General features: G+C 40.5%; 18 protein-coding genes, 1 tRNA gene and 1 rRNA gene. 8 read left to right on the forward strand and 12 right to left on the reverse strand.

Annotated elements, in window-relative coordinates:
• Positions 1-95: 95 nt before the first annotated feature.
• Positions 96-647: a TetR/AcrR family transcriptional regulator gene (locus PQO01_RS07790; protein WP_274313460.1), complete on the reverse strand. Its 552-nt coding sequence runs from the start codon at positions 645-647 to the stop codon at positions 96-98.
• A 186-nt stretch (positions 648-833) separates the two neighbouring features.
• Here PQO01_RS07790 and typA point away from each other — a divergent pair, with 186 nt between their 5' ends.
• A complete protein-coding gene (typA, locus tag PQO01_RS07795; protein WP_274313461.1) occupies positions 834-2633 on the forward strand; it encodes a translational GTPase TypA in 1800 nt (599 codons plus the stop codon).
• A 136-nt stretch (positions 2634-2769) separates the two neighbouring features.
• Here the strand turns inward: typA and PQO01_RS07800 are convergent, their stop codons facing one another.
• Together PQO01_RS07800 and PQO01_RS07805 are read right to left on the reverse strand one after the other, a co-directional pair.
• Positions 2770-3126, reverse strand: coding sequence for a group I truncated hemoglobin (locus PQO01_RS07800; protein WP_274313462.1), 357 nt, complete (start codon positions 3124-3126; stop codon positions 2770-2772).
• Positions 3127-3191: 65 nt separating this feature from the next.
• A complete protein-coding gene (locus PQO01_RS07805) occupies positions 3192-4160 on the reverse strand; it encodes a bile acid:sodium symporter family protein (protein ID WP_274313463.1) in 969 nt (322 codons plus the stop codon).
• 458 nt (positions 4161-4618) lie between these two features.
• Between PQO01_RS07805 and PQO01_RS07810 the strand changes: the two genes are divergently transcribed.
• The 4 genes from PQO01_RS07810 (at position 4619) to PQO01_RS07825 (ending at position 9564) form a co-directional block, all read left to right on the forward strand.
• A 16S ribosomal RNA gene (locus tag PQO01_RS07810) occupies positions 4619-6134 on the forward strand.
• A 300-nt stretch (positions 6135-6434) separates the two neighbouring features.
• Entirely contained in the window at positions 6435-7883 is a 1449-nt protein-coding gene (locus PQO01_RS07815; protein WP_274313464.1) for a TrkH family potassium uptake protein, read from the forward strand.
• A gap of 2 nt (positions 7884-7885) precedes the next feature.
• Positions 7886-8158 (forward strand): DUF1294 domain-containing protein, encoded by a 273-nt coding sequence (locus PQO01_RS07820; RefSeq protein WP_274313465.1) that lies wholly within the window; start codon positions 7886-7888, stop codon positions 8156-8158.
• A 179-nt stretch (positions 8159-8337) separates the two neighbouring features.
• Complete coding sequence (locus PQO01_RS07825; RefSeq protein ID WP_274313466.1) at positions 8338-9564, forward strand: pyrophosphate--fructose-6-phosphate 1-phosphotransferase; 1227 nt, start codon at positions 8338-8340, stop codon at positions 9562-9564.
• Positions 9565-10094: 530 nt separating this feature from the next.
• Here the strand turns inward: PQO01_RS07825 and PQO01_RS07830 are convergent.
• The 3 genes from PQO01_RS07830 to aroB form a co-directional block, all read right to left on the reverse strand.
• A complete protein-coding gene (locus tag PQO01_RS07830; RefSeq protein WP_274312724.1) occupies positions 10095-11174 on the reverse strand; it encodes an IS110 family RNA-guided transposase in 1080 nt (359 codons plus the stop codon).
• A gap of 276 nt (positions 11175-11450) precedes the next feature.
• Positions 11451-11524 (reverse strand) — tRNA-Arg (locus PQO01_RS07835).
• 45 nt (positions 11525-11569) lie between these two features.
• Positions 11570-12706 carry a 3-dehydroquinate synthase gene (aroB, locus tag PQO01_RS07840; protein ID WP_274313467.1) on the reverse strand — a complete coding sequence of 379 codons (1137 nt, stop codon included), beginning with the start codon at positions 12704-12706 and terminating at the stop codon, positions 11570-11572.
• Positions 12707-12924: 218 nt separating this feature from the next.
• Between aroB and PQO01_RS07845 the strand changes: the two genes are divergently transcribed.
• Positions 12925-13125: a hypothetical protein gene (locus PQO01_RS07845; protein ID WP_274313468.1), complete on the forward strand. Its 201-nt coding sequence runs from the start codon at positions 12925-12927 to the stop codon at positions 13123-13125.
• Between the two features lie 47 nt (positions 13126-13172).
• Here the strand turns inward: PQO01_RS07845 and PQO01_RS07850 are convergent, their stop codons facing one another.
• From PQO01_RS07850 to PQO01_RS07860, 3 genes are all read right to left on the reverse strand, one after another.
• A complete protein-coding gene (locus PQO01_RS07850; RefSeq protein ID WP_274313469.1) occupies positions 13173-13664 on the reverse strand; it encodes a DoxX family protein in 492 nt (163 codons plus the stop codon).
• Between the two features lie 153 nt (positions 13665-13817).
• Positions 13818-15164, reverse strand: a complete 1347-nt coding sequence (locus tag PQO01_RS07855; RefSeq protein WP_274313470.1) for a sulfatase-like hydrolase/transferase — start codon at positions 15162-15164, stop codon at positions 13818-13820.
• A gap of 5 nt (positions 15165-15169) precedes the next feature.
• Positions 15170-16741: a sulfatase family protein gene (locus PQO01_RS07860; RefSeq protein ID WP_274313471.1), complete on the reverse strand. Its 1572-nt coding sequence runs from the start codon at positions 16739-16741 to the stop codon at positions 15170-15172.
• Positions 16742-16883: 142 nt separating this feature from the next.
• On the opposite strand from PQO01_RS07860, the gene PQO01_RS07865 reads away from it, so the two are divergent.
• Positions 16884-17480 carry a sigma-70 family RNA polymerase sigma factor gene (locus PQO01_RS07865; protein ID WP_274313472.1) on the forward strand — a complete coding sequence of 199 codons (597 nt, stop codon included), beginning with the start codon at positions 16884-16886 and terminating at the stop codon, positions 17478-17480.
• On the forward strand, positions 17480-19513 hold the full coding sequence (locus PQO01_RS07870; RefSeq protein WP_274313473.1) for a serine/threonine-protein kinase: 2034 nt from the start codon (positions 17480-17482) through the stop codon (positions 19511-19513). The genes PQO01_RS07865 and PQO01_RS07870 overlap by 1 nt, the downstream gene beginning before the upstream one ends.
• A 4-nt stretch (positions 19514-19517) precedes the next feature.
• On the opposite strand, the gene PQO01_RS07875 is transcribed toward PQO01_RS07870, so the two are convergent.
• The 3 genes from PQO01_RS07875 to PQO01_RS07885 all read right to left on the reverse strand — a co-directional run bounded on the left by PQO01_RS07875 (position 19518) and on the right by PQO01_RS07885 (position 22898).
• Positions 19518-19946 (reverse strand): hypothetical protein, encoded by a 429-nt coding sequence (locus PQO01_RS07875; protein ID WP_274313474.1) that lies wholly within the window; start codon positions 19944-19946, stop codon positions 19518-19520.
• A gap of 131 nt (positions 19947-20077) precedes the next feature.
• Positions 20078-21607: a cryptochrome/photolyase family protein gene (locus tag PQO01_RS07880; protein WP_274313475.1), complete on the reverse strand. Its 1530-nt coding sequence runs from the start codon at positions 21605-21607 to the stop codon at positions 20078-20080.
• 1 nt (position 21608) lies between these two features.
• A complete protein-coding gene (locus PQO01_RS07885) occupies positions 21609-22898 on the reverse strand; it encodes a cryptochrome/photolyase family protein (RefSeq protein ID WP_274313476.1) in 1290 nt (429 codons plus the stop codon).
• Positions 22899-22921 lie beyond the last annotated feature (23 nt).

The raw sequence follows: 22921 nt of genomic DNA on the forward strand, positions 1-22921 counted from the left end.
ATTAGGAGTGAAGCGAAATGCCTCACTCCTTTTTTTTTGTACAAAAAAAAGTCCGCACAAAGGCGGACTTAAGAAATCATCATATAAAAGTTCTACTATAGGAAAGCTAGGGCTTGTTGCTTGGCTAATTCTAAAGGTTCACTCGTCTTGTTAATGTAGGCAGACACAACTGCACCTTGATAAAGACTCATAATTAACTTTGAAGTTGATTCCGCACTAGGGTGCTGGAAGTCGTAAAGTTTCATGTCAATAGAATGACGAATGTTTTCATAAGTTTCGCGAATAATCTTGACGAACTCCGGGTGCTCATTGCCAAGTTCTAAAGACGCGCAGATGAGAGGGCAGGCACGATTATTTTCGATTTTACTTTTTTCGATTGCGAGAGTGAAGAAATTATTGATGCATTCTTGTGTTTCGCGAGAAGCGCAGATTTCATTAAAGCGATCGACTGCTTGTTTAGAAATGAAATCTAAATAGGCCTTAATGAGTCCATTCTTTGATTCAAAGTATTTATATAGAGTCATTTTCGCCACGCCAGATCGCGCACTAATGAGATCCACACCACTAATGTTGATGCCCTGTTCATTGAAGAGAGCAATAGTTGTATGAAGAACTTTGTCGTACTTCAACTTACTGTTTTTGCGCATAATATAACTCTGTCGTTAGTTTAAGTTTTATAGATTTAAACTTAATTTTAAAAGGAAAAAATTGATTTTCAATAGCTTACGACGAAAAGGCAGTCTTTTTTTACCTTGGTTTGATTTGATTATTGGCTTGAGGTGACTAATCTAGCCACGATTTTTAACAACTATATATAATTAATGAGAAATTAAATGAGCAAAATTAGAAATGTTGCCATCATTGCACACGTTGACCACGGTAAGACAACACTCGTAGACGAGATCCTCAAGCAGGCACAGGTTTTTCGCGAAAATGAAGAGACAGAAACTTGCGTACTTGACTCTAATGATCAAGAGCGCGAACGCGGTATTACAATCCTTTCAAAAATCATTTCCGTCAACTACGGTGGGTGTAAATTAAATATTATTGACACACCTGGTCACGCCGACTTCGGTGGTCAAGTTGAGCGCGTACTCAAAAAAGCTGACTGTGTATTACTTCTTGTTGATGCTGCAGAGGGGCCAATGCCTCAAACGCGTTTTGTTTTGAATAAAGCAATTCAGCTCAATCTTCAGCCTATTGTGGTCATTAATAAAGTTGATAAAGATGATGCACGCTGTGACGAAGTTTTAGACGAAGTTCACGATTTATTCTTCGAGCTTGGTGCAACTGAAGAGCAAGTCTTCTGTCCTGTTTTCTACGGTTCAGGCCGCGATGGTTGGTTTGCTGAATCGCCAGATGGTTCACAAGAAGATATTAAGCCACTTCTTAACTGTATCGTAAACGATATTAAGCCTCCAGCTCAAATCGAAGGTCCTGTACAGCTTCAGATTACTACAATTGACTATAGTTCGTATGTAGGTCGTATTGGTATTGGTCGCGTTTACCGCGGAACACTCGATAAAAATAAGCCAGTAATGACAATTGCTGATGACGGTACTGAAATACGTGCAAGTATCAAACAACTCTTCGTTTTTGATGGTCTTGGTCGTCGTGAAGTTGAGTCAGTAGAGTGTGGCGATATTTGTGCTATCGTAGGTTTAACTAACTGTGATATTGGTCTCACAGTATGTGATGCAGAAGAGCCTGAGGCGCTTCCTAAGCTTGAGCTTGATAAGCCGACCTTATCTATGCTTTTCCGTGTTAATGATTCCCCTCTATTTGGTCAAGAAGGTGAACTTGTTACAAGTCGCCAAGTTGCCGACCGTCTTTTTAAAGAAGTTGAAAAAGATGTTGCTCTCGAAGTAGAAGATGTAAATGGCGAAGCTTTCCGTGTTTCAGGACGTGGTATTCTCCACCTTTCAATCCTTATCGAAAGCATGCGTCGCGAAGGTTATGAACTCTCAGTTTCTCAGCCGCAAGTAATTACTCGTGAAATTGATGGTGTAAAACATGAACCAATTGAAAACCTTTCAGTAGAAGTTCCGGAAGAATCGGGCGGTAAAGTTATTGAGATCGTTGGCGGCCGTCGCGGTGAGATGAAAACTATGGAAACTCGCTCAGGCAGAACAATGCTTAACTTCTCTATTCCTACACGTGGTATTATCGGGCTTCGTAGCCGTCTTCTTACAGCCACTCAAGGTGAAGCTATTATTGGTCACTCATTCGAAGCTTACGAGCCGATGAAAGGTGATTTTCCTCACCGCCGTAATGGTGTTCTTATCTCCATGGCTCAGGGTGAGTCAACAGCTTTTGCTATTGATGCACTTCAGCAACGCGGTATCTTCTTCATTGATCCTAATACAGCCGTTTACGAAGGTATGGTTGTTGGTGAAAATAGCCGTGAAGGCGATCTAATGGTGAATGTGCTTAAAAATAAGCAGCTCACAAACGTTCGTTCAAGTGGTACAGATAAAGCTATCAAAATTACTCCTGCAAGCGTAAAAAGCCTCGAAGAGTACCTCGAGTACGTAGGAGCAGATGAGCTCGTTGAATGTACACCAAAGAATATTCGTCTGCGTAAGAGACTTCTTAAAGAAGTTGAACGTAAACGTGGTTCTAAGCTTCCTTAAGCAAGTAAGCATGTATTATAAAGAAGCCTCTGATTGTTATCAGGGGCTTTTTTGCGTACATTATAAATAGATGTAATATACCGAGAGGAGGGTTTACTGGTTATTGTAGTTATACTGATTTTTTTGTACATAAGTACTATTTTGAGACTAGGTCGCCTCGAGTAGTTTCCAGTATGCTCATCACTGCAATGATGGTTTGAGTATCTAGGCCAATGGTTTTGAGCGCCTCAAGCATGTGGTTTAAAACTATGTCAAAAGCTTCATCTGTTATTTTGATGTGTTCATGTGATTCACGTAAAGATTTTCTTGTGTATTCAGGAACTCCACCAAATACGTAGGACAGAAAAAAGCTTTGATGAGATTTTAAGTCTTTAATATTAATTCCATCAAAAAAATGTTTAACTCGTTTGTCATTGAGTATTAGTGGATAGAATTGATCAAGGAAATTTTCAATTCCCTTTACACCTCCGATTTTTTGAAAAAGCTCTTGCATAATATGTCCTTTAGCATTCTTAGCTTAATGTAAGTTGTCAAATTAAGATAAACAAAGAATTCGCGTTAGGATAACTTTTTTTTCTTCGCCCATTTTTGAGCGATAAAGCTGTCGAGGTAAATTTGCACTAAATGATAGATCATTGTGGCGATAAGAGCAGTTGGGAAACTTTGTGCAAAATGAGCCGACCAAATAGCAATGGCAAGGGGGAGGGTTTTTTGACTGCAGCAAATAGAAAAGGATCGGTTTTGAGGGTCGGACATCGAGGTCTGTTTACCGAAAGACTTAAATAGATAGAGTGCAATGAGGTGAATGATTGCTGATAGGAGAGCAATGTAGACGACATCATTTAAAGAACTCTTTAATATTTGATCTTTTTGACCACCAGTGTTAACAAAAATAACTGTGCCTAAAAATAGGACGGGGAGGTATTTGATGCTTAAATTAAAACCATTTCGACTGAGTTTTATTTTTTTTCTTATTCCCCAGCCGCAAAGTGCTGGTATAAATACAGTAAGAGTTAGTTTTTGAATAAGAGAAAGAGTGTCGACTTCTGCTGTAGAAGAAAGGTAAAAACTTATCAGTAGTGGGGATATAATCACAGCGCTACAGTTTAGGGCAATTGTGATGAAAAGAGCCGAAGCTCGATCACCACCAGCTAAGTCTGAAATGACAATGCCAGAAACAAGAGTGCATGGCATACAGCATATGAGCATGAGGCCAAAGTAATTGTCTGTACTCAGTTGAGCAAAGTGCAGTGTGGCATAAGCGATCAAAGGAAAGATAATAAATGAAGCTACCATGCTGAAGAATATAATTTTTAGGTTGTGCGATAGATCAATTTTATCCTTGGGGTTTAAGCCAAGGCCTTGGCAAAGGAAGACGCCAGCAATCAACCACGGTGTCAAGCCTGCTTGACGCCAGGTTTCAGATGTCTCGGGGAAGATTAAAGCAGGGATCGTCCCCGCAATTACAGCGAGTATAATAATTTGTGAATTCACAAATTTAATGATTTTGGCTTTTAGTTGACCCACATTGGTTCTCTATAATTGTTAATCGATCTTTTTTGATAGTAATAGATCAAATGTTTAATTAAAGAGTTTAAGAGCAATATGAGTCATTTTTTAATAGTCGTATTAATGCTTAAGACAATAAAGCCAACTTAGTCTTATGTTGTAATTGAGGTCTAATTTAACTGGGAAAGTGCTTTTTTGATTAAATAGACTCAAAAAAGCATTTTTTTTGAAAATGCGGGTTGCAGAAAAATGAGCTTGGGGTATTATCACCACCGTCGCTGAAATAAAGCGTCCAAATTTAAGTCATCGAAAGTGAATGACAAGCGATCAGAAATGATCCCGAAAAGATGTTTGATAGTTGAATTATATGATAGTAACGGGCTCCTAAATCAGAGATGGTTTAAGAGTTAATTTTTTCGAGAGAAAACTCAATAGAAATATTTTAAGTAATTAAGTCGGATACAAACACAATCAATTGATTGGAGAGTTTGATCCTGGCTCAGAATGAATGCTGGCGGCATGGATTAGGCATGCAAGTTGAACGAGAAATTCACTTCGGTGAATGGAAAGTGGCGAAAGGGTGAGTAACGCGTGAATAATCTGCCCCTAAGTTTGGAACAACAGTTGGAAACGACTGCTAAAACCGGATGTGAATATAAGATCGCATGATCTAATATTTAAAGGTTACGCTTAGGGATGAGTTCGCGTGCCATTATGCTAGTTGGTAAGGTAAAAGCTTACCAAGGCTATGACGGCTAGGTGGTCTGAGAGGACGATCACCCACACTGGGACTGAGACACTGCCCAGACTCCTGCGGGAGGCTGCAGTCGAGAATCTTCCGCAATGCGCGAAAGCGTGACGGAGCAATGCCGCGTGATCGAAGACGGCCTTCGGGTTGTAAAGATCTGTCAGGGGGGAAAAACGATGATGGTACCCCCAGAGGAAGCCACGGCTAACTACGTGCCAGCAGCCGCGGTAATACGTAGGTGGCGAGCATTATTCGGAATTACTGGGCGTAAAGGGTCCGCAGGTGGTTTACTAAGTCAGATGTGAAATTTCAGTGCTTAACACTGAACCTGCATTTGAAACTGGTAGACTAGAGTATGTGAGAGGTAAGCGGAATTTGTGGTGTAGCGGTGGAATGCGTAGATATCACAAGGAAGACCAAAGGCGAAGGCAGCTTACTGGCACAATACTGACACTCATGGACGAAGGCTAAGGTAGCGAAAAGGATTAGATACCCTTGTAGTCTTAGCAGTAAACGTTGTACACTCGATGTTGGTCTGGTTAGTCGGATCAGTGTCTAAGCTAACGCGATAAGTGTACCGCCTGGGAAGTACGGTCGCAAGACTAAAACTCAAAGGAATTGACGGGGGCCCGCACAAGCGGTGGAGCATGTGGCTTAATTCGAGGCAACGCGAAGAACCTTACCCGGGTTTGACATTGAGCGACGTTCGGTGAAAGTCGAATTCCCTTCGGGGCGCAAAAACAGGTGCTGCATGGCTGTCGTCAGCTCGTGCTGTGAAGTGTTCGGTTAAGTCCGGCAACGAGCGCAACCCATATCCTTACTTGCTAACAGGTAATGCTGAGAACCTTAAGGAGACTGCCCGTGTTAAGCGGGAGGAAGGTGTGGACGACGTCAAGTCAGTATGGCCCTTACACCCGGGGCTGCACACGTGCTACAATGGCCGGTACAAAGGGCAGCGACCTAGTGATAGGAAGCGAATCCCCAAAACCGGTCTCAGTACGGATTGGAGTCTGCAACTCGACTCCATGAAGATGGAATCGCTAGTAAATGGGCATCAGCTACGGCTCATTGAATACGTTCCCGGGCCTTGTACACACCGCCCGTCACATCATGGGAGCTGAGTTCACCCGAAGTCGTTGCGCCAACCTGCTTGCAGGAGGCAGACGCCGAAGGTGGGCTTAGTGACTGGGATGAAGTCGTAACAAGGTAGCCGTTGGGGAACCAGCGGCTGGATCACCTCCTTTTTAAGGAATGAAAAAGACTAACCTCGACTCAAGATTTACTTCTTGATTAGAGTACTTTTTTACAAGACTTATTACCCCGTTACTATCGTATAATTCAGCAATTAAGCATCTAGACGTCCATTGAGACGTCTTTTTTTTTGTAGGGATTTATACGAATGAAAACTTTTAAAGTTAAAAATATGATTAGAAATTTTCATTTGAGCTATCGACTGTAGTCGAAAGAACAGAGAAGAATCGCGTAAATACTAGCTTATTAAAGGGGAGCAAGTATATTCTTGGCTAAATTTTAAGGATGTGTAGATGAAAGTCACGGCAGTTATCAGTGTGGTCTCAGTACTGATTATGGTAATGGGGGCGGCAGTTTCCTTGGCGGGCGGGGCTTCCTGGATAATGCAGGATAGTTTAGCGGATACTCGAGGAATCTTTCAGTGTTCAGCTTTCTCAATTTTGGGTGGGCTCATTTTACACCTTAAAACTCGCAACCGCAATCATGAAGTTAACCCTCGAGAAGTCTATGCGATTGTGACCGTAGGTTGGCTCTCAGTATGTTTAATTGCAGCCATCCCTTTTGTCGCTTTAACAGATTTAACTTTTACAGATAGTTATTTCGAAGTCATGAGTGGTCTAACCACCACAGGTGCGACGATCCTAACCGACATAGAATCACTTCCAAAAGGTTTGCTTTTTTGGCGTTGTTTTTGTAACTGGCTTGGTGGTTTAGGTATCGTGATTTTATCCATGGCTATTTTGCCTTTTTTGGGCTCAGGAGCCTACCAACTCTTTAAGGCAGAAGCCACCGGACCACAATCGGAACAGGTTACATCTCGTGCCATAGACACGGCGAAGATTCTTTGGGCCATATATGTGGGCTTAACCATACTCTGTATAATGATATATCGCTATTTAGAGATGCCGATGTTTGAGGCGGTTTGCCATGGTTTGAGTACTCTATCAACAGGTGGTTATTCACCCTTGAGTTCAAGTTTTGTAGGCATGTCTTACCCCATTCTTTATGTCAGCACCTTTTTTATGATGATGGCAGCAACGAACTTTACGCTACATATCAAAGCTTTGAAAGGGGATATATTTTGCTACTTTCGTGACGAAGAGTTTCGTTGGTATTTAGCGACTTTTATTTTTGCACTCACAATCATTGCCTTCTTTTTAAATACGAAATCGGGTTATGATTGGGCCCAGAGTTTTGCTCATTCAACGTTTCAAGTAGCTAGCCTCGAGACCTCATGTGGCTTTGCTTCAGATAATTTTGACCTCTGGTCAACACCGTCAAAAATCATCTTGTTTTTAATAATGTTCATGGGTGGTTGTGGTGGTTCAACAACGGGGGGCTTAAAGGTGGCTCGTATCGTATTACTTGTGAAGTATACCTTTATAAAAATCAAGCAAATGATTTTACCTCATAGTTTGATCAATCTACATTTCAACGGCAAGCGTGTTAACGATGATATGATTCAGAAATCATTAGCCTTCTTTTTTGCCTTTATTTTCCTTTATGCACTAACAGCTTTTTCCTTGAGTTTTGCGCCGGGAATTGATATAACGACTGCCTTGAGTGGTGCTATTGCGTGTTTGGGCAATATGGGACCAGGCTTTGCTATGTTGGGACCTGCCGAGACCTTTGCTTGGTTACCAGATTGGAATAAATGGATTCTTTGTATGGCCATGTTTCTTGGACGCTTAGAGATTTTTACGGTGATCATTGTTTTTGTCCCCAATTTCTGGAGAAGATAAGCATGCAAGTCCCAGTATTTTTCGTCTATAATTATTTGGTGATGAGCCTCATAACCTTACTCTTATATGCTGTGGATAAATGGAAAGCCAAAAAATCATCGCAGCGAATTCCAGAAAAGGTTCTTCACCTAAGTGAACTCTTAGGCGGTTGGCCCGGAGGGATTTTAGGGCAACTCTTTTTTCGCCACAAATGTTCAAAACTATCGTATCAATTAGTTTTTTGGGCCATTGTAGCCATTCACTTATTTCTTTGGTACTTACAGTTAAGAAAATAGACTTCTCCTCTTCCAAAAGTGAACGTCGCTCAATTTTGAGCGCTTTTTATTAGGTCATAAATCGTCTTTGCAGGTCGGTGGCCTAGCTACTTAGTCTTGATTTATTTCTCCCTTGATTTAGTCTGACAGACAGAATTTGCGTACCTCGCAAAATATTAACGAAATACAGGAAAATTAAGATGTCAGTAAAAAGAGTTGGTATTTTAACAGCAGGTGGTTTAGCACCATGTTTATCAACGGCTATTGGTCGTTTAATCGAGCGTTATACTGAAGTAGCGCCGGAAATTGAAATTGTTTGTTACACAAGTGGCTACAAAGGCCTTCTTCTTGGAGACAAAATTGTCGTCGATGCAGATATGCGTGCTAATGCCGCAGTACTCTATGAGCATGGCGGTAGCCCCATTGGCAATAGCCGTGTAAAACTCACTAATGTTGCAGATTGCGAAAAGCGCGGGCTTGTTCAAGTAGGTCAAAACCCACTCGAAGTAGCTGCAAATCAGCTCGTAAAAGACCAAGTAGATGTACTTCACACAATTGGTGGTGACGATACGAATACAACCGCAGCAGATTTAGCCGCATACCTCGCAGAAAATGACTATCAGCTCATTGTTGTGGGTCTTCCAAAAACAATTGATAACGATGTTTTCCCAATCAAACAATCTTTAGGTGCTTTCACAGCAGCAGAAGAGGGTGCTGAGTACTTTGAAAACGTTGTATCCGAGCACAATGCTAACCCACGTATGTTGATTGTTCACGAAGTTATGGGCCGTAGCTGCGGTTGGTTGACTGCTTACACGGCAAAAGTCTACCGTGAACGTTTAGCAAAACGCAACTTTTTACCTGCTCTAGGTTTAAGCAAAGAACGTTTAGACGTTCATGGTATTTACGTTCCAGAAATGGCCGTTGATATTAAAGCTGAAGCAGCGCGTTTAAGTAAAATTATGGATGAACAAGATAACGTAAATATCTTTATTTCTGAAGGTGCAGGCCTCGAAGAAATTATTGCTGAAATGGAAGCTGCTGGTGAAGAAGTTCCTCGCGATGCTTTTGGCCATGCAAAACTCGATGCCGTGAATCCAGGCAAGTGGTTTGGTAGTCAATTTGCTAAGCTTCTCAATGCTGAAAAAGTTCTTATCCAAAAATCTGGTTACTACGCGAGAGCAGCAGCCTCAAATAATGAAGATTTAGCTTTGATTAAAGAATGTGCTGATAAGGCAGTTGAAGCTGCACTTGCAGGTATTGGTGGTGTTGTTGGTCACGATGAAGATCAAAACGATGAATTACGTGCTATTGAATTCCCTCGTATTGCTGGCGGCAAGCCATTTAATATTGACGAAGCTTGGTTTGACGAAGTCTTAGCAGGTATAGGTCAAACAAAGGGTACAAAAGTCGAAGTAGCTCACTAAAGCTTTATCCCTCACTAAGTCAGAGCTTTAAGCTCTGATTTAATACTTTCAGCCTACTATTAATTTATTGATAGTAGGCTTTTTTGTGATCCGATCATCTGCTCACTCTCACCTGTAAGAGCGTGTATACCACGTGCATTTCTTTCACCTTGGGAGCGCAGGCGTCCCGCCTGCATCTATTATCCTCGATGATCGCCAAGCAGCAGCTTCCATGAGAAGGCATTTGCAAGTTACGGTTTGCATTAAAGTTATATTTTTCTGAGAATTGAGAAAACCAGTTTTCAAATGCCATCAAATTGTCTTGCTTCCATTCGCATTCTTTTATGGACTGCCTAGTCCGATGCATGATTGTATCCTATTTGATGCTGCAATCTTGGCAACGAACTTTCAACAAGGTCTGGCAAACCTATCATTCTGCTGGTGCTCCGCAGTCATCGCATAAGACATTTGATAAACTCTTTTCTTTTTAAATTTCTTCCTTAATTGTGATTATAAGAAATATTGGGGAGGTTGGCTGGATTGGTGGATAATCATGATGCTTTTTTTAAAGCCTGTTTGTGGAGTGGTTCATAATTATCGCCACTGACCCAAAGTCGATGCATTAAAACAGCTAGCTTCCTAGCTATGGCTACTTTTGCTTTTTTTCTCCCCGCGCCACCACCTCGTGAGGCAATTCGATGTCCGTACCTCTTCAAATCAGAATCCGGGGATCTATCGCTAAAAATATGTTGAGCACAAATAACCAGTAATGATCTCAAGTACCTATCTCCATGCTTTGTTATTCTTAGTTGTTTATCTTTTTCTCCCGATTGGTCCCGCTTTGGAGTTAGGCCTAAAAAAGCACCTATATCACGACTCTTATTAAAACGGCTTGGATCATCAATAGTTAAAACAAATGCCAAGGCAGTAACTGGTCCCACTCCAGGAATCTGCCGCAGGTGCTGAGCCTCGGGACAAGACTCTTCACTAATCAGTTCAATTCGATCATCCAACCTCTCTATTCGATCAGTCAGTTCTTGACATTCGTATAGCATCTCACCTAAAGTTGGCAATAAATCATCACTTACATATTCATACATCTTTTCACTGAAACGATTAGCTTCGCACTTAGGGAGATCACTAACTCCTAAACTCTTTAGTATACCCCTTAATGAATTCATCGTTTGGGTTCGCATCTTCACAAAATGCTCACGAGCACGCAACACTGTAAGCATTTGCTGGGAGTCCATACTTCGGTGTTGAATGCCGTACAAAAGTGATGGATCCATTCGGGCTACCCGTGCTATTTTTTCAGCGTCTTTTTCATCGCACTTATTCGTGCTGTCCCATATCATTCGGAGCTTACGAGCATTTGCTACAATTACATTGAAGCCCATACTTTTGAGTTTGCTCGATATCCATAAAGAGTTACTTCCTACTTCTAGAGCTACTCGGATTTTATGAGGGCGTTCATAATTCGAAAAATATACACTTAACGATTCCAGATTATTTTCAATTTTTGCTTGTTCGACGATTTTACCTTCAGAATTTAAAACACAAATATCGTGTTTTTGATTTCCAAGATCCATTCCAATTGTTATTTCAGGTACAGTGATAGTAGTTTTAGACATGGCAGTTCTCCGTTAATTTTGGTCGTAACTTAATTAATGTCAGGCAAGGTCTGCTAGCAAGTGGACTTTGCCGAGGGCTGCCTTCTCATACTATCTTGGCATTTTTTTGTTTAGCTCTTAGTCTTTAGTTTCTAGTCAGCTAATGCTTAGACCCTGGGAGCACGGGCGTCCTGCCTGCTTAAAATTGTTCTTAGTAATCTCCTCGAACTGAGCACTGTTTTACTACTCTTATTCAAGGTAAAAGCCTCAGAGTCAATGACTCTTGAGGCTTTGAAGTGCACCCGGGCAGATTCGAACTGCCGACCTAAGGCTTCGGAGACCTTCGCTCTATCCAGCTGAGCTACGGGTGCGTAAATGGGATTGATAAGATTCAGTCCCGGTGTGAAAAATCAAGTTTAGCGAGCGCGATACTCGTCAATTGTGGAGATGAGGAATTCGTCTGTGAGTGCCTTGGTGTAGGAACCATTTTCGAAAGTTTTCATAGCGCCAATACCATCCATAAGTACGAAACGAATTTGGCCTGAGCGAACTTTCTTGTCGGTATACATTTTTTCGACGAGTTCTTCGGTGCTAATTTCTTCGGGAACTTCTGTGGGGAGGCCACAAAGTGCAATGAGCGCGTCAATGCGTTTGTGATCTTCATCGGAAATGAGTTCGAGCTTATTGGCGAGTAGGGCTTGGATTGAGAGGCCCACTGCAACGCATTCACCGTGAAGTAATTGATATTCGAAAAGGGTCTCCATGGCGCGACCAGCGGTGTGACCGAGATTGAGCACCTGGCGGAGGTTGGCTTCTTTTTCATCACGACTCACGACATCATATTTGATGCGGCAATTAGCCTCGGCAATAAATTCGCAGGCTTCGGCATCGAGTTTTGCGTCTTTCGCAGAGGCAATCTTGGTGATATTGCTTTCGAGCCAAGAGAAGAAGTCGGCATCAGCGAGGCAAGCATGCTTAATCGTTTCGGCGAGGCCCGCACGAACTTCGCGATCGGGAAGAGTGCTCCAAGTCGCAATATCGATGTAGACTTTTACCGGCTGATTAAAGAGGCCAATGAGGTTAGTGGCATGAGGTGTGTCGACGGCCGTTTTTCCACCTACAGAGGCATCGGCAGCTGAAAGTAGGGTGGTTGAGTAATTGGCAAAGGGAATGCCACGTCCAAAAGTGCCAGCAAGGAAGCCGGCCAAATCGGAAACAACTCCACCGCCGAGGGCAATGATGGCTGAGTCGCGGCCAAAGCCCTTGTCGAGCATTTCGTCTTCGATGCGAATTTTGGTTTCACGAGTCTTAGAGTGTTCACCGGCAGGCATGCTGAAGAGCTCCACATTAAAGCCTTCCTCCTTAATGGCGAGGATGAGGTTACTCGCGTAGAGGGGAAGGACATTTGAGTCAGTAATGAGGGCGAATTTATTAGCTTTTGCGAAGAGACCCTTTTTGAGGTCTGCAATCAAAGTTGAAAAGAGATTAAAACCAATTTGGATGTCGTAGGAATCATCCACAGTTTTCTTGAGGGGTACGTGAAAAGTAGCCATGATTTATTGCTCCGAAAATTATTTGCCTTAAGTAAAGCAAGAAGCGTATTTTTTCAAGTCGATTGAGCAACGGACTTCTAATCCGTCGGTCAAGTTTTCACTTCGCGGAGGTATTAAGAACATATGTTAGCATATAGAAGGAATCAACCAACAAAATGACTTAGGGTTTGACCAAATGGATGAGGGTGGCATTGTGAAGAAACGAAAAAGGAAATAGTATGAATTGTCCCCATTGCCAAAGCAAGAACTTAGAGCATTTAACTCCCATTACTGATAATAAAAATAAAACGAAGTTTTATCACGCGACTTGCGAAGACTGCAAAAAAGAAGTTCGCATAGATTTAGATGGTTCGGTGAAGAATTCAGTTGAGCATGATAAGTCTTGGCTCGAGGATTTGTCAAAAATGATTGATGAATGATTTAAATAGCAGATCAATACCTAATGAACCCTTTCTAAATAAGTTCGTTAGGCATGATGACCATCTTCGGGGTGATGATCATCACTTAGGTGTTCTTCATCGTATACCGTTTTGTAGTCGATAGAATAAGTACCTGAACCACGCACCGTAAAAAAGCATATAAGGATCAAACTAAAGATAGCGAGATAAGCTTCTGCGGCATTTGCGGCGATATGTTGACTAAGGAGGGCAGGGAGATGGATGAGGAAGACGGCGGCGCCCAAAATGGGCACTTGCAACATTGCTGCCCAACGCGTTCCCATACCACCGATGAGGCAAATGCCACCAAATAAGTGAGCCAGAAAAACGTAATGTAAAGCGGCTACAGGGGTGAACCATATGGGACCAATGTTATCAAAGTACTGATTAAAAACACTTTGATTAAAAAAGAATTCTAGACCTTTCCACAAAAGTAGAAAACCCAAGTAGATTCTGACACCAGCAATAATGGTGTCTGCGGATCTTAATGGGCTATTATCATAATCTGCGAGATGTTTCATAGTGTGCTCCTTTTTTTGCTGAGCCCACTAAGTTAATCGAGCTCAAGTTGAGTCTCGGACCTCTATCTCCTTACGATTTAATATAAGGCAAAGTCTTACAGAAACCAAAAAATGCGGTCATGAATGACCGCATTTTTACTTTGAAGAGGATTGTTACTTATTATCAAGCATGGAGTAGGGGGCATTTTTCTTTGTCTCTTGAAAAATAGCTATATACTCTTTATGGAGTTCCCTTACTAACTCTGGCATAGATTTAGCTAGGTTTTTAGTCTCTTTATGGTCTTCAGCTAGATTGTAGAGTTCTTGACCTTTTTTATTCACAATGAGTTTCCATGGCCCTTTACGCAGTGCTCCCGATCCTTTACCATTTTCCCAGATTAGCGTACGAGCATTTAGTTTTTTATTACTAAAAACTGTGGGGTGGACATCGACACCATCGAGTTTATGATTTGCGGGGATCGCAACTCCCGCGGCTTTAATAGAGCTTACGGTTATATCGAAAGTCATCATCGTTTGTTCAGAAACTGAACCAGGCTTAATACGACCGGGTGCCCAAACAAGTGCAGGTACACGGTGACCACCTTCATACATTGAGCCTTTAGCACCACGAGTATTTTCGCTTTTACTGCCATTACCGCCAGCTGCACCGTTATCGCTTAAAAACCAAACAATCGTATTTTTATCAATATCGAGTTCAACAAGTTTATCGAGGATTTGATTGACTCCCTCATCAACAGGCATGGTAAAATGTTTCATTAGCCAGTTATCGTCGCCTGGAGTGTTGCTGTACTCCATTTTTGGTGCCCAGCTGGGAACTTTTCCTTTGTCGGGGCCACGTTGAATTTTTGAGCCGCGGGCCTGAAAAGGTGAATGAGGTGTGCCATGAGCTACATAGAGAAAAAAGGGTTTCTCTTTATTGCGCTCAATGAAGTCAATTGAGTGTTTTGTGATAAGATCTGAATGATGACCTTCTTCATCTTTTAGCTCTTTGCCTTGCCACCAATCAAAAGTCATCATGCGGTCATAATGTGATTGTGCATCGATGTTGCCACTAATAAAGCCGACAAATTCATCGAAGCCATGATTCATGGGGTGAAACTCGGCTTTGTACCCAATATGCCATTTGCCAAAAATTGCAGTGGAATAACCAGCTGACTTCATAGCCTCCGGTAAAGTCCATTCTTCGTCGCGAATGCCACGAACATGATCGGGGTGTTTGGGGTCGGCGTTAATGACCACATCACAACCACTGCGTTGTTGGTAGCGGCCGGTCATTAAAGCAGCACGAGTAGGACTGCATACGACGCCGTTGGAGTGGAAGTCAGTAAGTTTCATACCCTCGATTGCCATGCGGTCAATACCGGGCGTTTTAAAGTGTTTGTTATCAAATGCGCTTATACCACCCCAACCCATATCGTCGACCATGATGACAATGATATTGGGTTTTGCTGAGTCAGCAAAGAGACTTAGGCCGCAACAAATTAAAAATAAATATTTCAAGATACTTAGTCCTGTACGAGTTGTGGGAATTTAGCGAGGATATCTTTCTTAAAGGGGATGGCACCTTCGTTGCTTTGCTTTGAACCAGGAGTAGAACGACCATCTTTGATTTCTTTTGCTAATTGATTGACGAGTTTCTCAACAATTTCTGGGTGAGCAGCCTGAAGATTGTTTTTCTCCGCTGGATCAGCATCTAGGTCATAGAGCTGAATGAGTGGCATGCCTTTTGTATTATTTGGACGTGGTTCACTCCAGCCACCAGAACCGGCACATAGATTGAGCTTCCATTTACCTTGACGAATAGCAAAGCTACCATTGATTGAGTGATGAATTGTAAAGGAGCGTTTAGTCTTACCTGTTTGAGTGAGGTCAGCATAAAAAGAAAAGCTGTCTTCCGCGATGGTATCTTTTATTGAACTAGTAAGTTGAGATGCGTCTGCGGCAGTCGCAAAAAAGTCAGTTGTGCAGATAGTCGAATCAGATGTTGTCTGACCTTTAACTTTTGCAGGCCAACGAACGAGGAAGGGAACGCGGTGGCCACCTTCAAAGATATCAGCTTTGTGACCACGCCATTTACCGTTAGAATAATGACCTAATGCGATATGTTCTGGAATACTTCCTGTTGGCGAACATCCATTATCAGCTGTAAAAATAATGAGAGTATTATCAGCAATCCCCTGTTTATCGAGTTCAGCCATAACTTCGCCAACAACCCAATCAGTTTCCATGACGAAGTCACCGTATTCAGTTTTTGTGGGAGATTTCCCTTTGAAGTTTTCAGATGGCATAATGGGAGTGTGGGGAGATGTGAGAGGAAGGTAGAGAAAGAAGGGTTTTGATTTATCACCTGCCTGTTGAGCGATGTATTTACGTGATTTATCGGCAAAAGTCATGAGGCAATAAGTGGCATCGAAACTTGGGCCAGTTGCACCAGGACGGTAGGGGGTTGCGAAACCGCGTTCATGAGTCGCCATTTCTACAGCTTTATCATTTTCTATATAAACATAGGGAGGCATGTCTAGTGAGGCAGCAATACCATAGAAATAATCGAAGCCATTATGCACAGGTGTAATAGCGGGCTTACTGTAATCAACTTTCCAAGATTCTGCATGTCGGCTTTTTTTAACTTTGTAGCCTTCTTTAAGAAAAGATTTTTCAGGTTTCTTAGCTTCATCTAACATCTGCCAACCAATTCCCAAATGCCATTTCCCCACCATACCAGTGTGGTAGCCTTGGTCAGCTAGGAAATTAGCGATAGTTACGCGGTCTTGAGGTATAAGAGCAGGTGAAGTACCTCCAAGGACTGATTTTTTTAATTTTGATCTCCAGTTATAACGACCAGTCAAGATTCCATAACGTGTAGGAGTACAAACTGAACTAGATGTATGAGCATCAGTAAACTTCATGCCTTCGTTTGCCATACGATCGAGGTGTGGCGTAGGGATAAGGCCACCTTCGTTACTCATGTCGCCATAGCCCATATCGTCAGCTAAAATAAAGATGATATTGGGTTTGTCTTGAGCACTGAGCTCGAGACAGAATAATGAGAAGAGAAGTAAACTAATTTTTTTAATCATGCGGTCATATCCTTGGTTTTTATTGACTGTAATAGCTCAATACGTGTGAAAGAAGTATACTTGACTTAATGACTAATTTTTTATTCACATTTGTAATATTGAGCTAGAAAATTAGTATGAAATGAACAAGTAAGGTGTTTTTATGTCCGATGAATTTCATACAAGAATGACCCTGTTAGGACGTTTGAGAAATCAGCATGATGAAACTGCTTGGCAGGAATTTGTCTATTTTTACGAGAAATATATTAAGGCCATCTTAAAGCGATTGGGCGTGCCTAGCCAAGAACTTGAAGATCAATCACAAAAAGTATTATTAGCCCTTTGGAAAAAGCTTCCAGATTTTGATTATCAGCCACAGAACTGTAAATTCCGAACTTGGATGAGTCGCATTATACGTAACAAGGTGAGTCATTTTTTTGAAAAACAACAACGTCATAAAAATGATATTAAACGAGCTGAATTAAGTCAACTCAATAAACCTGATAGTGACGAAGTTGAGATTTATCAGATTTATGAACAAGAATGGAAAATACACGTTGCGGATTTGGCTTGGTCAAATTTGCGAGATGAGTTTTCTTCGAGTGCACTTAAATGTTTTGAGGAATTAGCTAAGGGCAAGAAAGCTAGTGAATTAGCTGAGGAATTATCCTTGAAAGTGAACTCAGTCTTTGTTAATCGCAAAAGAGTTCAAGAAGCCTTTCACCGTGAGATTCGTCGCCTCAATGAGGAGTTGAGTTAATGGCGGATGATCGTGCTTGGTTACTAGAGAGTTTTGAAGACGCTTTAGGAGATGATGATGCTTTACTCAAGGATTCCTCTTTAGTTCGAGAAATCCAAGATATCGGTGGTCGTTATGTTCTTGGTTCAGCTCTTGGCCAAGGTGGTCAAAAGAAAATCATTACTTGTCAGGATAAATTTACGCAGCGTAACTTGGCTATGGCTGTCTTGCGAGATGGCGAAAAACTATCTAATAATGAAGCCTTTATTAATGAGGCGAGAATATCCGCTCATTTGGAGCATCCTAATATAGTTCCGCTTTATGATTTAGGTTTAAATGAAGATAATAAGCCTTATTTTACGATGAAATTACTTAGTGGATCAAACCTTCAAGAAATCATTGAGAATAAGAAACAAACACTTAATGAGGGCTTAGAGATTTTTCTCAAGGTATGTGATGCAATGGCCTACGCTCATTCTCAAGGAGTTTTGCATTTAGATTTGAAACCCGAAAATATTCAAATTGATGATTTTGGTCAGGTCTTAGTTTGTGATTGGGGTTTAGCTCAAAAAATTAATCAGGCTAATGAAGAAAATTTGGGCAAAGTTAAAGGCAGTTTAGCTTACATGGCACCTGAGCAACTAAGTGGTACGACGCTAAGTGTATGTAGTGATATATATGCATTAGGTGGTGTTCTATATTCTTTGCTCTTAGGTGAGTCTCCGTATTCTCCCAGCGAATTGAAGAAACGTTTGAAAGCGAATGATTTACAGCCTGAATGTTTGAGCTCAAAAAAACTGGCTAATTTACCTAAAGGTTTACAAGCAGTTTTTATCAAAGCAATAGAACATAAAGCAGAAGATCGCTATCAAAGTGTGACTGCACTATCTTCGGAAATTCGTGCTTATATTGCTGGTTTTGCGACTAATGCTGAAAATCCTAATATACTGACAATTTTGAAAAAAATCATTATTCGCCACAAAGCTCTAAGTTCAGTATTACTCTTATCTATAGCCCTAGTCAGTATTCTCCTTACTTTATCAATTTTAAGAATTAATAATGGGAAAAAATTGGCGAGACAAGCTCAGGTCATAGCTGAGAAATCTGAGTTAAAAACTCGTGTGCTTTTAGCGGACTTAAAAGTTGAAGAGAATAAGAATAAAGCCATATCAAGATCAGCGGCTAAAGCATTTTTTAAGATTGCAATGGCTGACTATACTAAAGGCAAGTACGAAGATTCCTTAAAGGCAGTTCAAGAAGCTTTGAAATTAGATAATCAATTAAAATCAGCCTGGGATTTACGTGGCAAGTTAGAGTTTGGTTATTTACGTTTTAGTCAAGCTAAACAAAGTTTACGTAAAGGTAGTCAGAGCTCTAAGCAACTGTGGTTAATCGAGTTGGCAGATAAAGGGGCAAGTAAAGAAGGGGAAAGCAAACCAAGTGCCAAGCAAATTTATGATGTACGTCGAGAAATTGTAAGAGGGAAATTTAAATTCAGCGGTTTGCATGCCTTAATGTTTTATAATATGGTCAAAAACTACTCTATAGAAGAACGTTGGATGTTTGCCGAACAAAGCTATCGCGATAACCACAAATTTTTTGCAGGACGCGATGATGAAGCAAATTTTAAACGTATAGAAAAAGGTGGTTTATATAGCGTAGATGCGAGTGGTAACGAAGGAACGAGAATGACTATTGTCCTTCATGAATTACCAATAGTTTCTTTGGACTTAAGTTCATCTGGAGTCAAAACCTTAGGAGGCTTGAAGGGCATGCCACTCAAAACATTGGACATCTCCAATACAACGGTATCTTCTATCGAGCCCCTAAAAGCTAGTGCAATAGAAAAGCTGAATTTGTTTAATTGTAATGTTTTTGATTTATCTCCACTGAAGGAAACGAAAATCAAGCATTTAATATTAGGAGGTAGTCCAGTGGATATAAAAGTTCTTAAGCATTGTAAATCACTTAAGAACTTAGAGTTACCGAAAAATGTTTATTCGGAAAAACTATTAGAAGAACTGCAATTAACCGGCAAGGTTACTTACCGTTAAGAGATCACTCACTAATGAGGATTTGAAAAGCATTTTTTTGAGTTTTATAGACTTTTAATAAGTTAAAAAGTATAAAGCCTACAATCAAAGATAGGATGATAAACGGTCTGGCAAGCATACTCATACTAGCAGTGAAAAATACGAATAGGCTTAAAACGATGGGAGCAAAGCCCAGTTTTGGTTTTTCACTTTGCCATGGTTGACTAAGGTTTTTACAAGCAATCGCTTTAAAATCACCCGCATCTGGAAGACCAACAATTTTCACTTTGTCTCCATTTTGGATCATTGATTCACTGCAAGATTTGAAGAGTACTCTTTCTCCATCGACCTTAAAGGAAGCTTTGTGCGTTAAGCCGGATCTTTTGTCGGTACCGCTTACTTCAGTGTTTTTTTCGAGTGCAGAAACTAGACCTTCTAGTGTTTCTAACTTCATTCTTATCTCCGTGAATTATCTTGCAAGATTTTAGTTAAAAAAGGTAATAAATCAAGTTCAATTGATAAAGCATTAAAAAGTTAAACACAGCGAATCTTTAATATGAATCTTAAAGCTAATAGTGGGCTTAACTATGAACAATGTTTATTAATAAATTTTTTAGCATCTTGCTTTATGATTGCCAGTTTATCTTCATCCATCTTCTCCAAGTTTCTATAAGGCATAAATAGTCGATGGTTGGCAGATAACTTTTCTTTATTTCTATCTAAAAAGTCCCAATAAAGATAATTAAATGGGCAGGTATTTGGACCTGTTTTTTCTTTGACATTATAATGACAAGACTTACAGAAATCAGACATTTTATTGATGTAGTTGCCACTGGCTGCATAAGGTTTAGTGGCTAAAAGTCCCCCATCTGCATATATGCCCATCCCGTAAGTATTAGGCAATTCGACCCATTCATAAGCATCAACATAAACAGCTAAATACCATTCATGAACTTCTTTAGGTTCTATACCCATAAGCAGTGCTAGGTTACCAGTTATCATTAACCTTTGTATATGGTGAGAGTAGGCATATTTATGTGTATCCGAAACAACTTTTTGAACACAGTTCATCTTGCATTTTGCCGTCCAATAAAAATCGGGTAATTTATTGTGGGTTTCGAAATAATTACTCTCACTATATTGAGGCATTTTCAGCCAGTAAATACCACGTATATATTCCCTCCAACCAATAATTTGTCTAATAAAAGCTTCGATTGAATTTAAATCTTCTTGATTTGAAATAGTGAAGTGGGCAATAGCGTATTCACATACTTCACGTGGGTTCAATAGACCACAATTAATCAAGTGTGATATGCGACTATGAAACATTAGGTGCTCGTTGCGCAACATGGCGTCTTGATACTTTCCAAAGTTAGGAAGAATGTGTTTAACAAAGTGCTGTAAACTCTGAAGCGCATGACTTCTTGTACATGCTTCGTTGAAGTGATCCATATTTCCAAAACGTTTTGGGAAATGAGTTTTGATGAGGGAGTAGACTTCTTGAGTGGTCTGATCCGCTGCAAAATTTAATCGTTTTGGGATGGGCGTTTCACTATCATATTTTGATCTATTATTTTTATCATAATTCCATTTGCCACCAAGCGGTTTATTATCATCCATCAAGTAGCCTAGTTTTTTTCTCATCATATGATAAAAATCTTCCATAAGTAAAGACTTTCGATTTTCAGCGAATTGAATAAAATCATCACGACTTATGAGAAATCTTTGATCTTCACAAATGGTAACTGGGACTTCGATAGTTTCTTCCCAAGTGGTCATTTCGTTTTGCAAGCGCCATTCGCCAGCTTCGCACACGATGAGTGAATTGATGTTTTTTTCTTCCACTATAATTCGCATGTTTTCTACAAAGCAATGATGGTTGTCCTCAGCATCTAATGGAATATATATCGTTTGATAGCCAGCTTCTTTTAGGGATTCATTGAAGTGGCGCATCGCTGAAAACAAAAAAAGCATTTTACGGCAATGATGAGGCACATAATTAGTTTCATTCTTGATTTCCATCATGACGACCCAATCATGTTCTTTATTAATTTTATTTAAAGAACTGATTTGGAGGTCTAATTGATCTCCCAAAATTAAACATAGTTTGGGCATGTTAATTTAAAGCTTTTTTATAAGTTTCAATGGCGCGTTCACGCGCAAATTTATGTTCGATCATGGGCTCGGGGTAGAGCATTGTATTATATTCAGGAATCCATTTCTTTATGTATTCTTCATCTTTATCAAAACGCTCTTGCTGTGCAGTGGGGTTAAAAACTCGGAAATAGGGTGCCGCATCACAGCCGCAACCAGCTGCCCATTGCCAATTACCGACATTTGCCGATAAATCATAATCCATTAATTTACGGGCAAAGTACTGTTCGCCCCAACGCCAATCTATGAGCAAATGTTTTACTAAAAAACTAGCGGTAACCATACGAACTCTGTTGTGCATGTATCCAGTGGCATTTAACTCTCGCATACCAGCATCTACCATGGGGTAACCTGTTTTACCAAAACACCATTTCTTAAAATTCTCTTCATCATGTTTCCATGGGACGGCGGAATACTTTTCTTTAAATTCATTATTTGCCGAATCAGGAAAATGGTAAATGATCATCATAAAGAATTCTCGCCAAATTAATTCATGGAGATAAGTCACTTCATGTGCGAGACTCTGTTTGACTAATTCGCGAATGCTAATGGTTCCAAAGCGCAGTTGTACCGATAATCGAGAACTTGCATCAAGTGCAGGGAAATCCCGGTTGGTTTTATAGTCTTTTAGCAATGATGTATCCAAATTTTGAGCACCTTGAGAAGCTTCGGATGTTTCAAAACCAAGCTGAGCTAAGCTAGGGATAGGAGGGCATTCCTGTGTATCAAAATTTCTGTGGCTTTCTGAAGGGAAGTTAGTAAGTAAATCTTCAGAAAAGTGTTTTTCCCAAGCTTTACGGTATGGTGTGTAGACCGTGTATGGAGTACCATCAGCTTTTAAAATATCGTCTTCCTCAAAAATCACTTGATCTTTGAAGGAATTAAAATTTTTGCCCATTGTGCGAAGAAGTTCCTCTACACGTAAATCTCGATCAATTGCCCGTGGTTCATAATCACGATTACAATAAATATTTCCCGGAGATTGTTTAAGTAATGTTTGCCAAACTTGATCAACTTTGCCATAATAAACAAAAAGTCCTGAGCCTCCTAATGCTTTAATTTGTTCATCTAATTCAGATAATTTGTTGTGAATAAAACAAAGGCGTGGATCACTAGTGGAGGTGAGTTTATCTAGTATATCTGTATCGAAAATAAATATAGGTCTGACGACTTGTGAGTTTTGTAAAGCCGCATGTAATCCGTGATTATCGTGAAGTCTTAAATCACGACGAAACCAGAAGTAGTTCATCATTATGGGGTCCTTTGTTAAGCCTA

Origin of the sequence: Lentisphaera marina (assembly GCF_028745505.1) — a bacterium.
Taxonomy (GTDB): domain Bacteria; phylum Verrucomicrobiota; class Lentisphaeria; order Lentisphaerales; family Lentisphaeraceae; genus Lentisphaera; species Lentisphaera marina.

Bases quoted from the DNA above. Each gene is read 5' to 3' on its own strand.
- aroB (WP_274313467.1), bottom strand. From the start codon at position 12,706: ATGGCTACTTTTCACGTACCCCTCAAGAAAACTGTGGATGATTCCTAC.
- PQO01_RS07845 (WP_274313468.1), top strand. From the start codon at position 12,925: ATGAATTGTCCCCATTGCCAAAGCAAGAACTTAGAGCATTTAACTCCC.
- PQO01_RS07815 (WP_274313464.1), top strand. From the start codon at position 6,435: ATGAAAGTCACGGCAGTTATCAGTGTGGTCTCAGTACTGATTATGGTA.
- PQO01_RS07850 (WP_274313469.1), bottom strand. From the start codon at position 13,664: ATGAAACATCTCGCAGATTATGATAATAGCCCATTAAGATCCGCAGAC.
- PQO01_RS07875 (WP_274313474.1), bottom strand. From the start codon at position 19,946: ATGAAGTTAGAAACACTAGAAGGTCTAGTTTCTGCACTCGAAAAAAAC.
- PQO01_RS07870 (WP_274313473.1), top strand. From the start codon at position 17,480: ATGGCGGATGATCGTGCTTGGTTACTAGAGAGTTTTGAAGACGCTTTA.
- PQO01_RS07880 (WP_274313475.1), bottom strand. From the start codon at position 21,607: ATGCCCAAACTATGTTTAATTTTGGGAGATCAATTAGACCTCCAAATC.
- PQO01_RS07865 (WP_274313472.1), top strand. From the start codon at position 16,884: ATGTCCGATGAATTTCATACAAGAATGACCCTGTTAGGACGTTTGAGA.
- PQO01_RS07790 (WP_274313460.1), bottom strand. From the start codon at position 647: ATGCGCAAAAACAGTAAGTTGAAGTACGACAAAGTTCTTCATACAACT.
- PQO01_RS07820 (WP_274313465.1), top strand. From the start codon at position 7,886: ATGCAAGTCCCAGTATTTTTCGTCTATAATTATTTGGTGATGAGCCTC.
- PQO01_RS07830 (WP_274312724.1), bottom strand. From the start codon at position 11,174: ATGTCTAAAACTACTATCACTGTACCTGAAATAACAATTGGAATGGAT.
- typA (WP_274313461.1), top strand. From the start codon at position 834: ATGAGCAAAATTAGAAATGTTGCCATCATTGCACACGTTGACCACGGT.
- PQO01_RS07825 (WP_274313466.1), top strand. From the start codon at position 8,338: ATGTCAGTAAAAAGAGTTGGTATTTTAACAGCAGGTGGTTTAGCACCA.
- PQO01_RS07860 (WP_274313471.1), bottom strand. From the start codon at position 16,741: ATGATTAAAAAAATTAGTTTACTTCTCTTCTCATTATTCTGTCTCGAG.
- PQO01_RS07885 (WP_274313476.1), bottom strand. From the start codon at position 22,898: ATGATGAACTACTTCTGGTTTCGTCGTGATTTAAGACTTCACGATAAT.
- PQO01_RS07800 (WP_274313462.1), bottom strand. From the start codon at position 3,126: ATGCAAGAGCTTTTTCAAAAAATCGGAGGTGTAAAGGGAATTGAAAAT.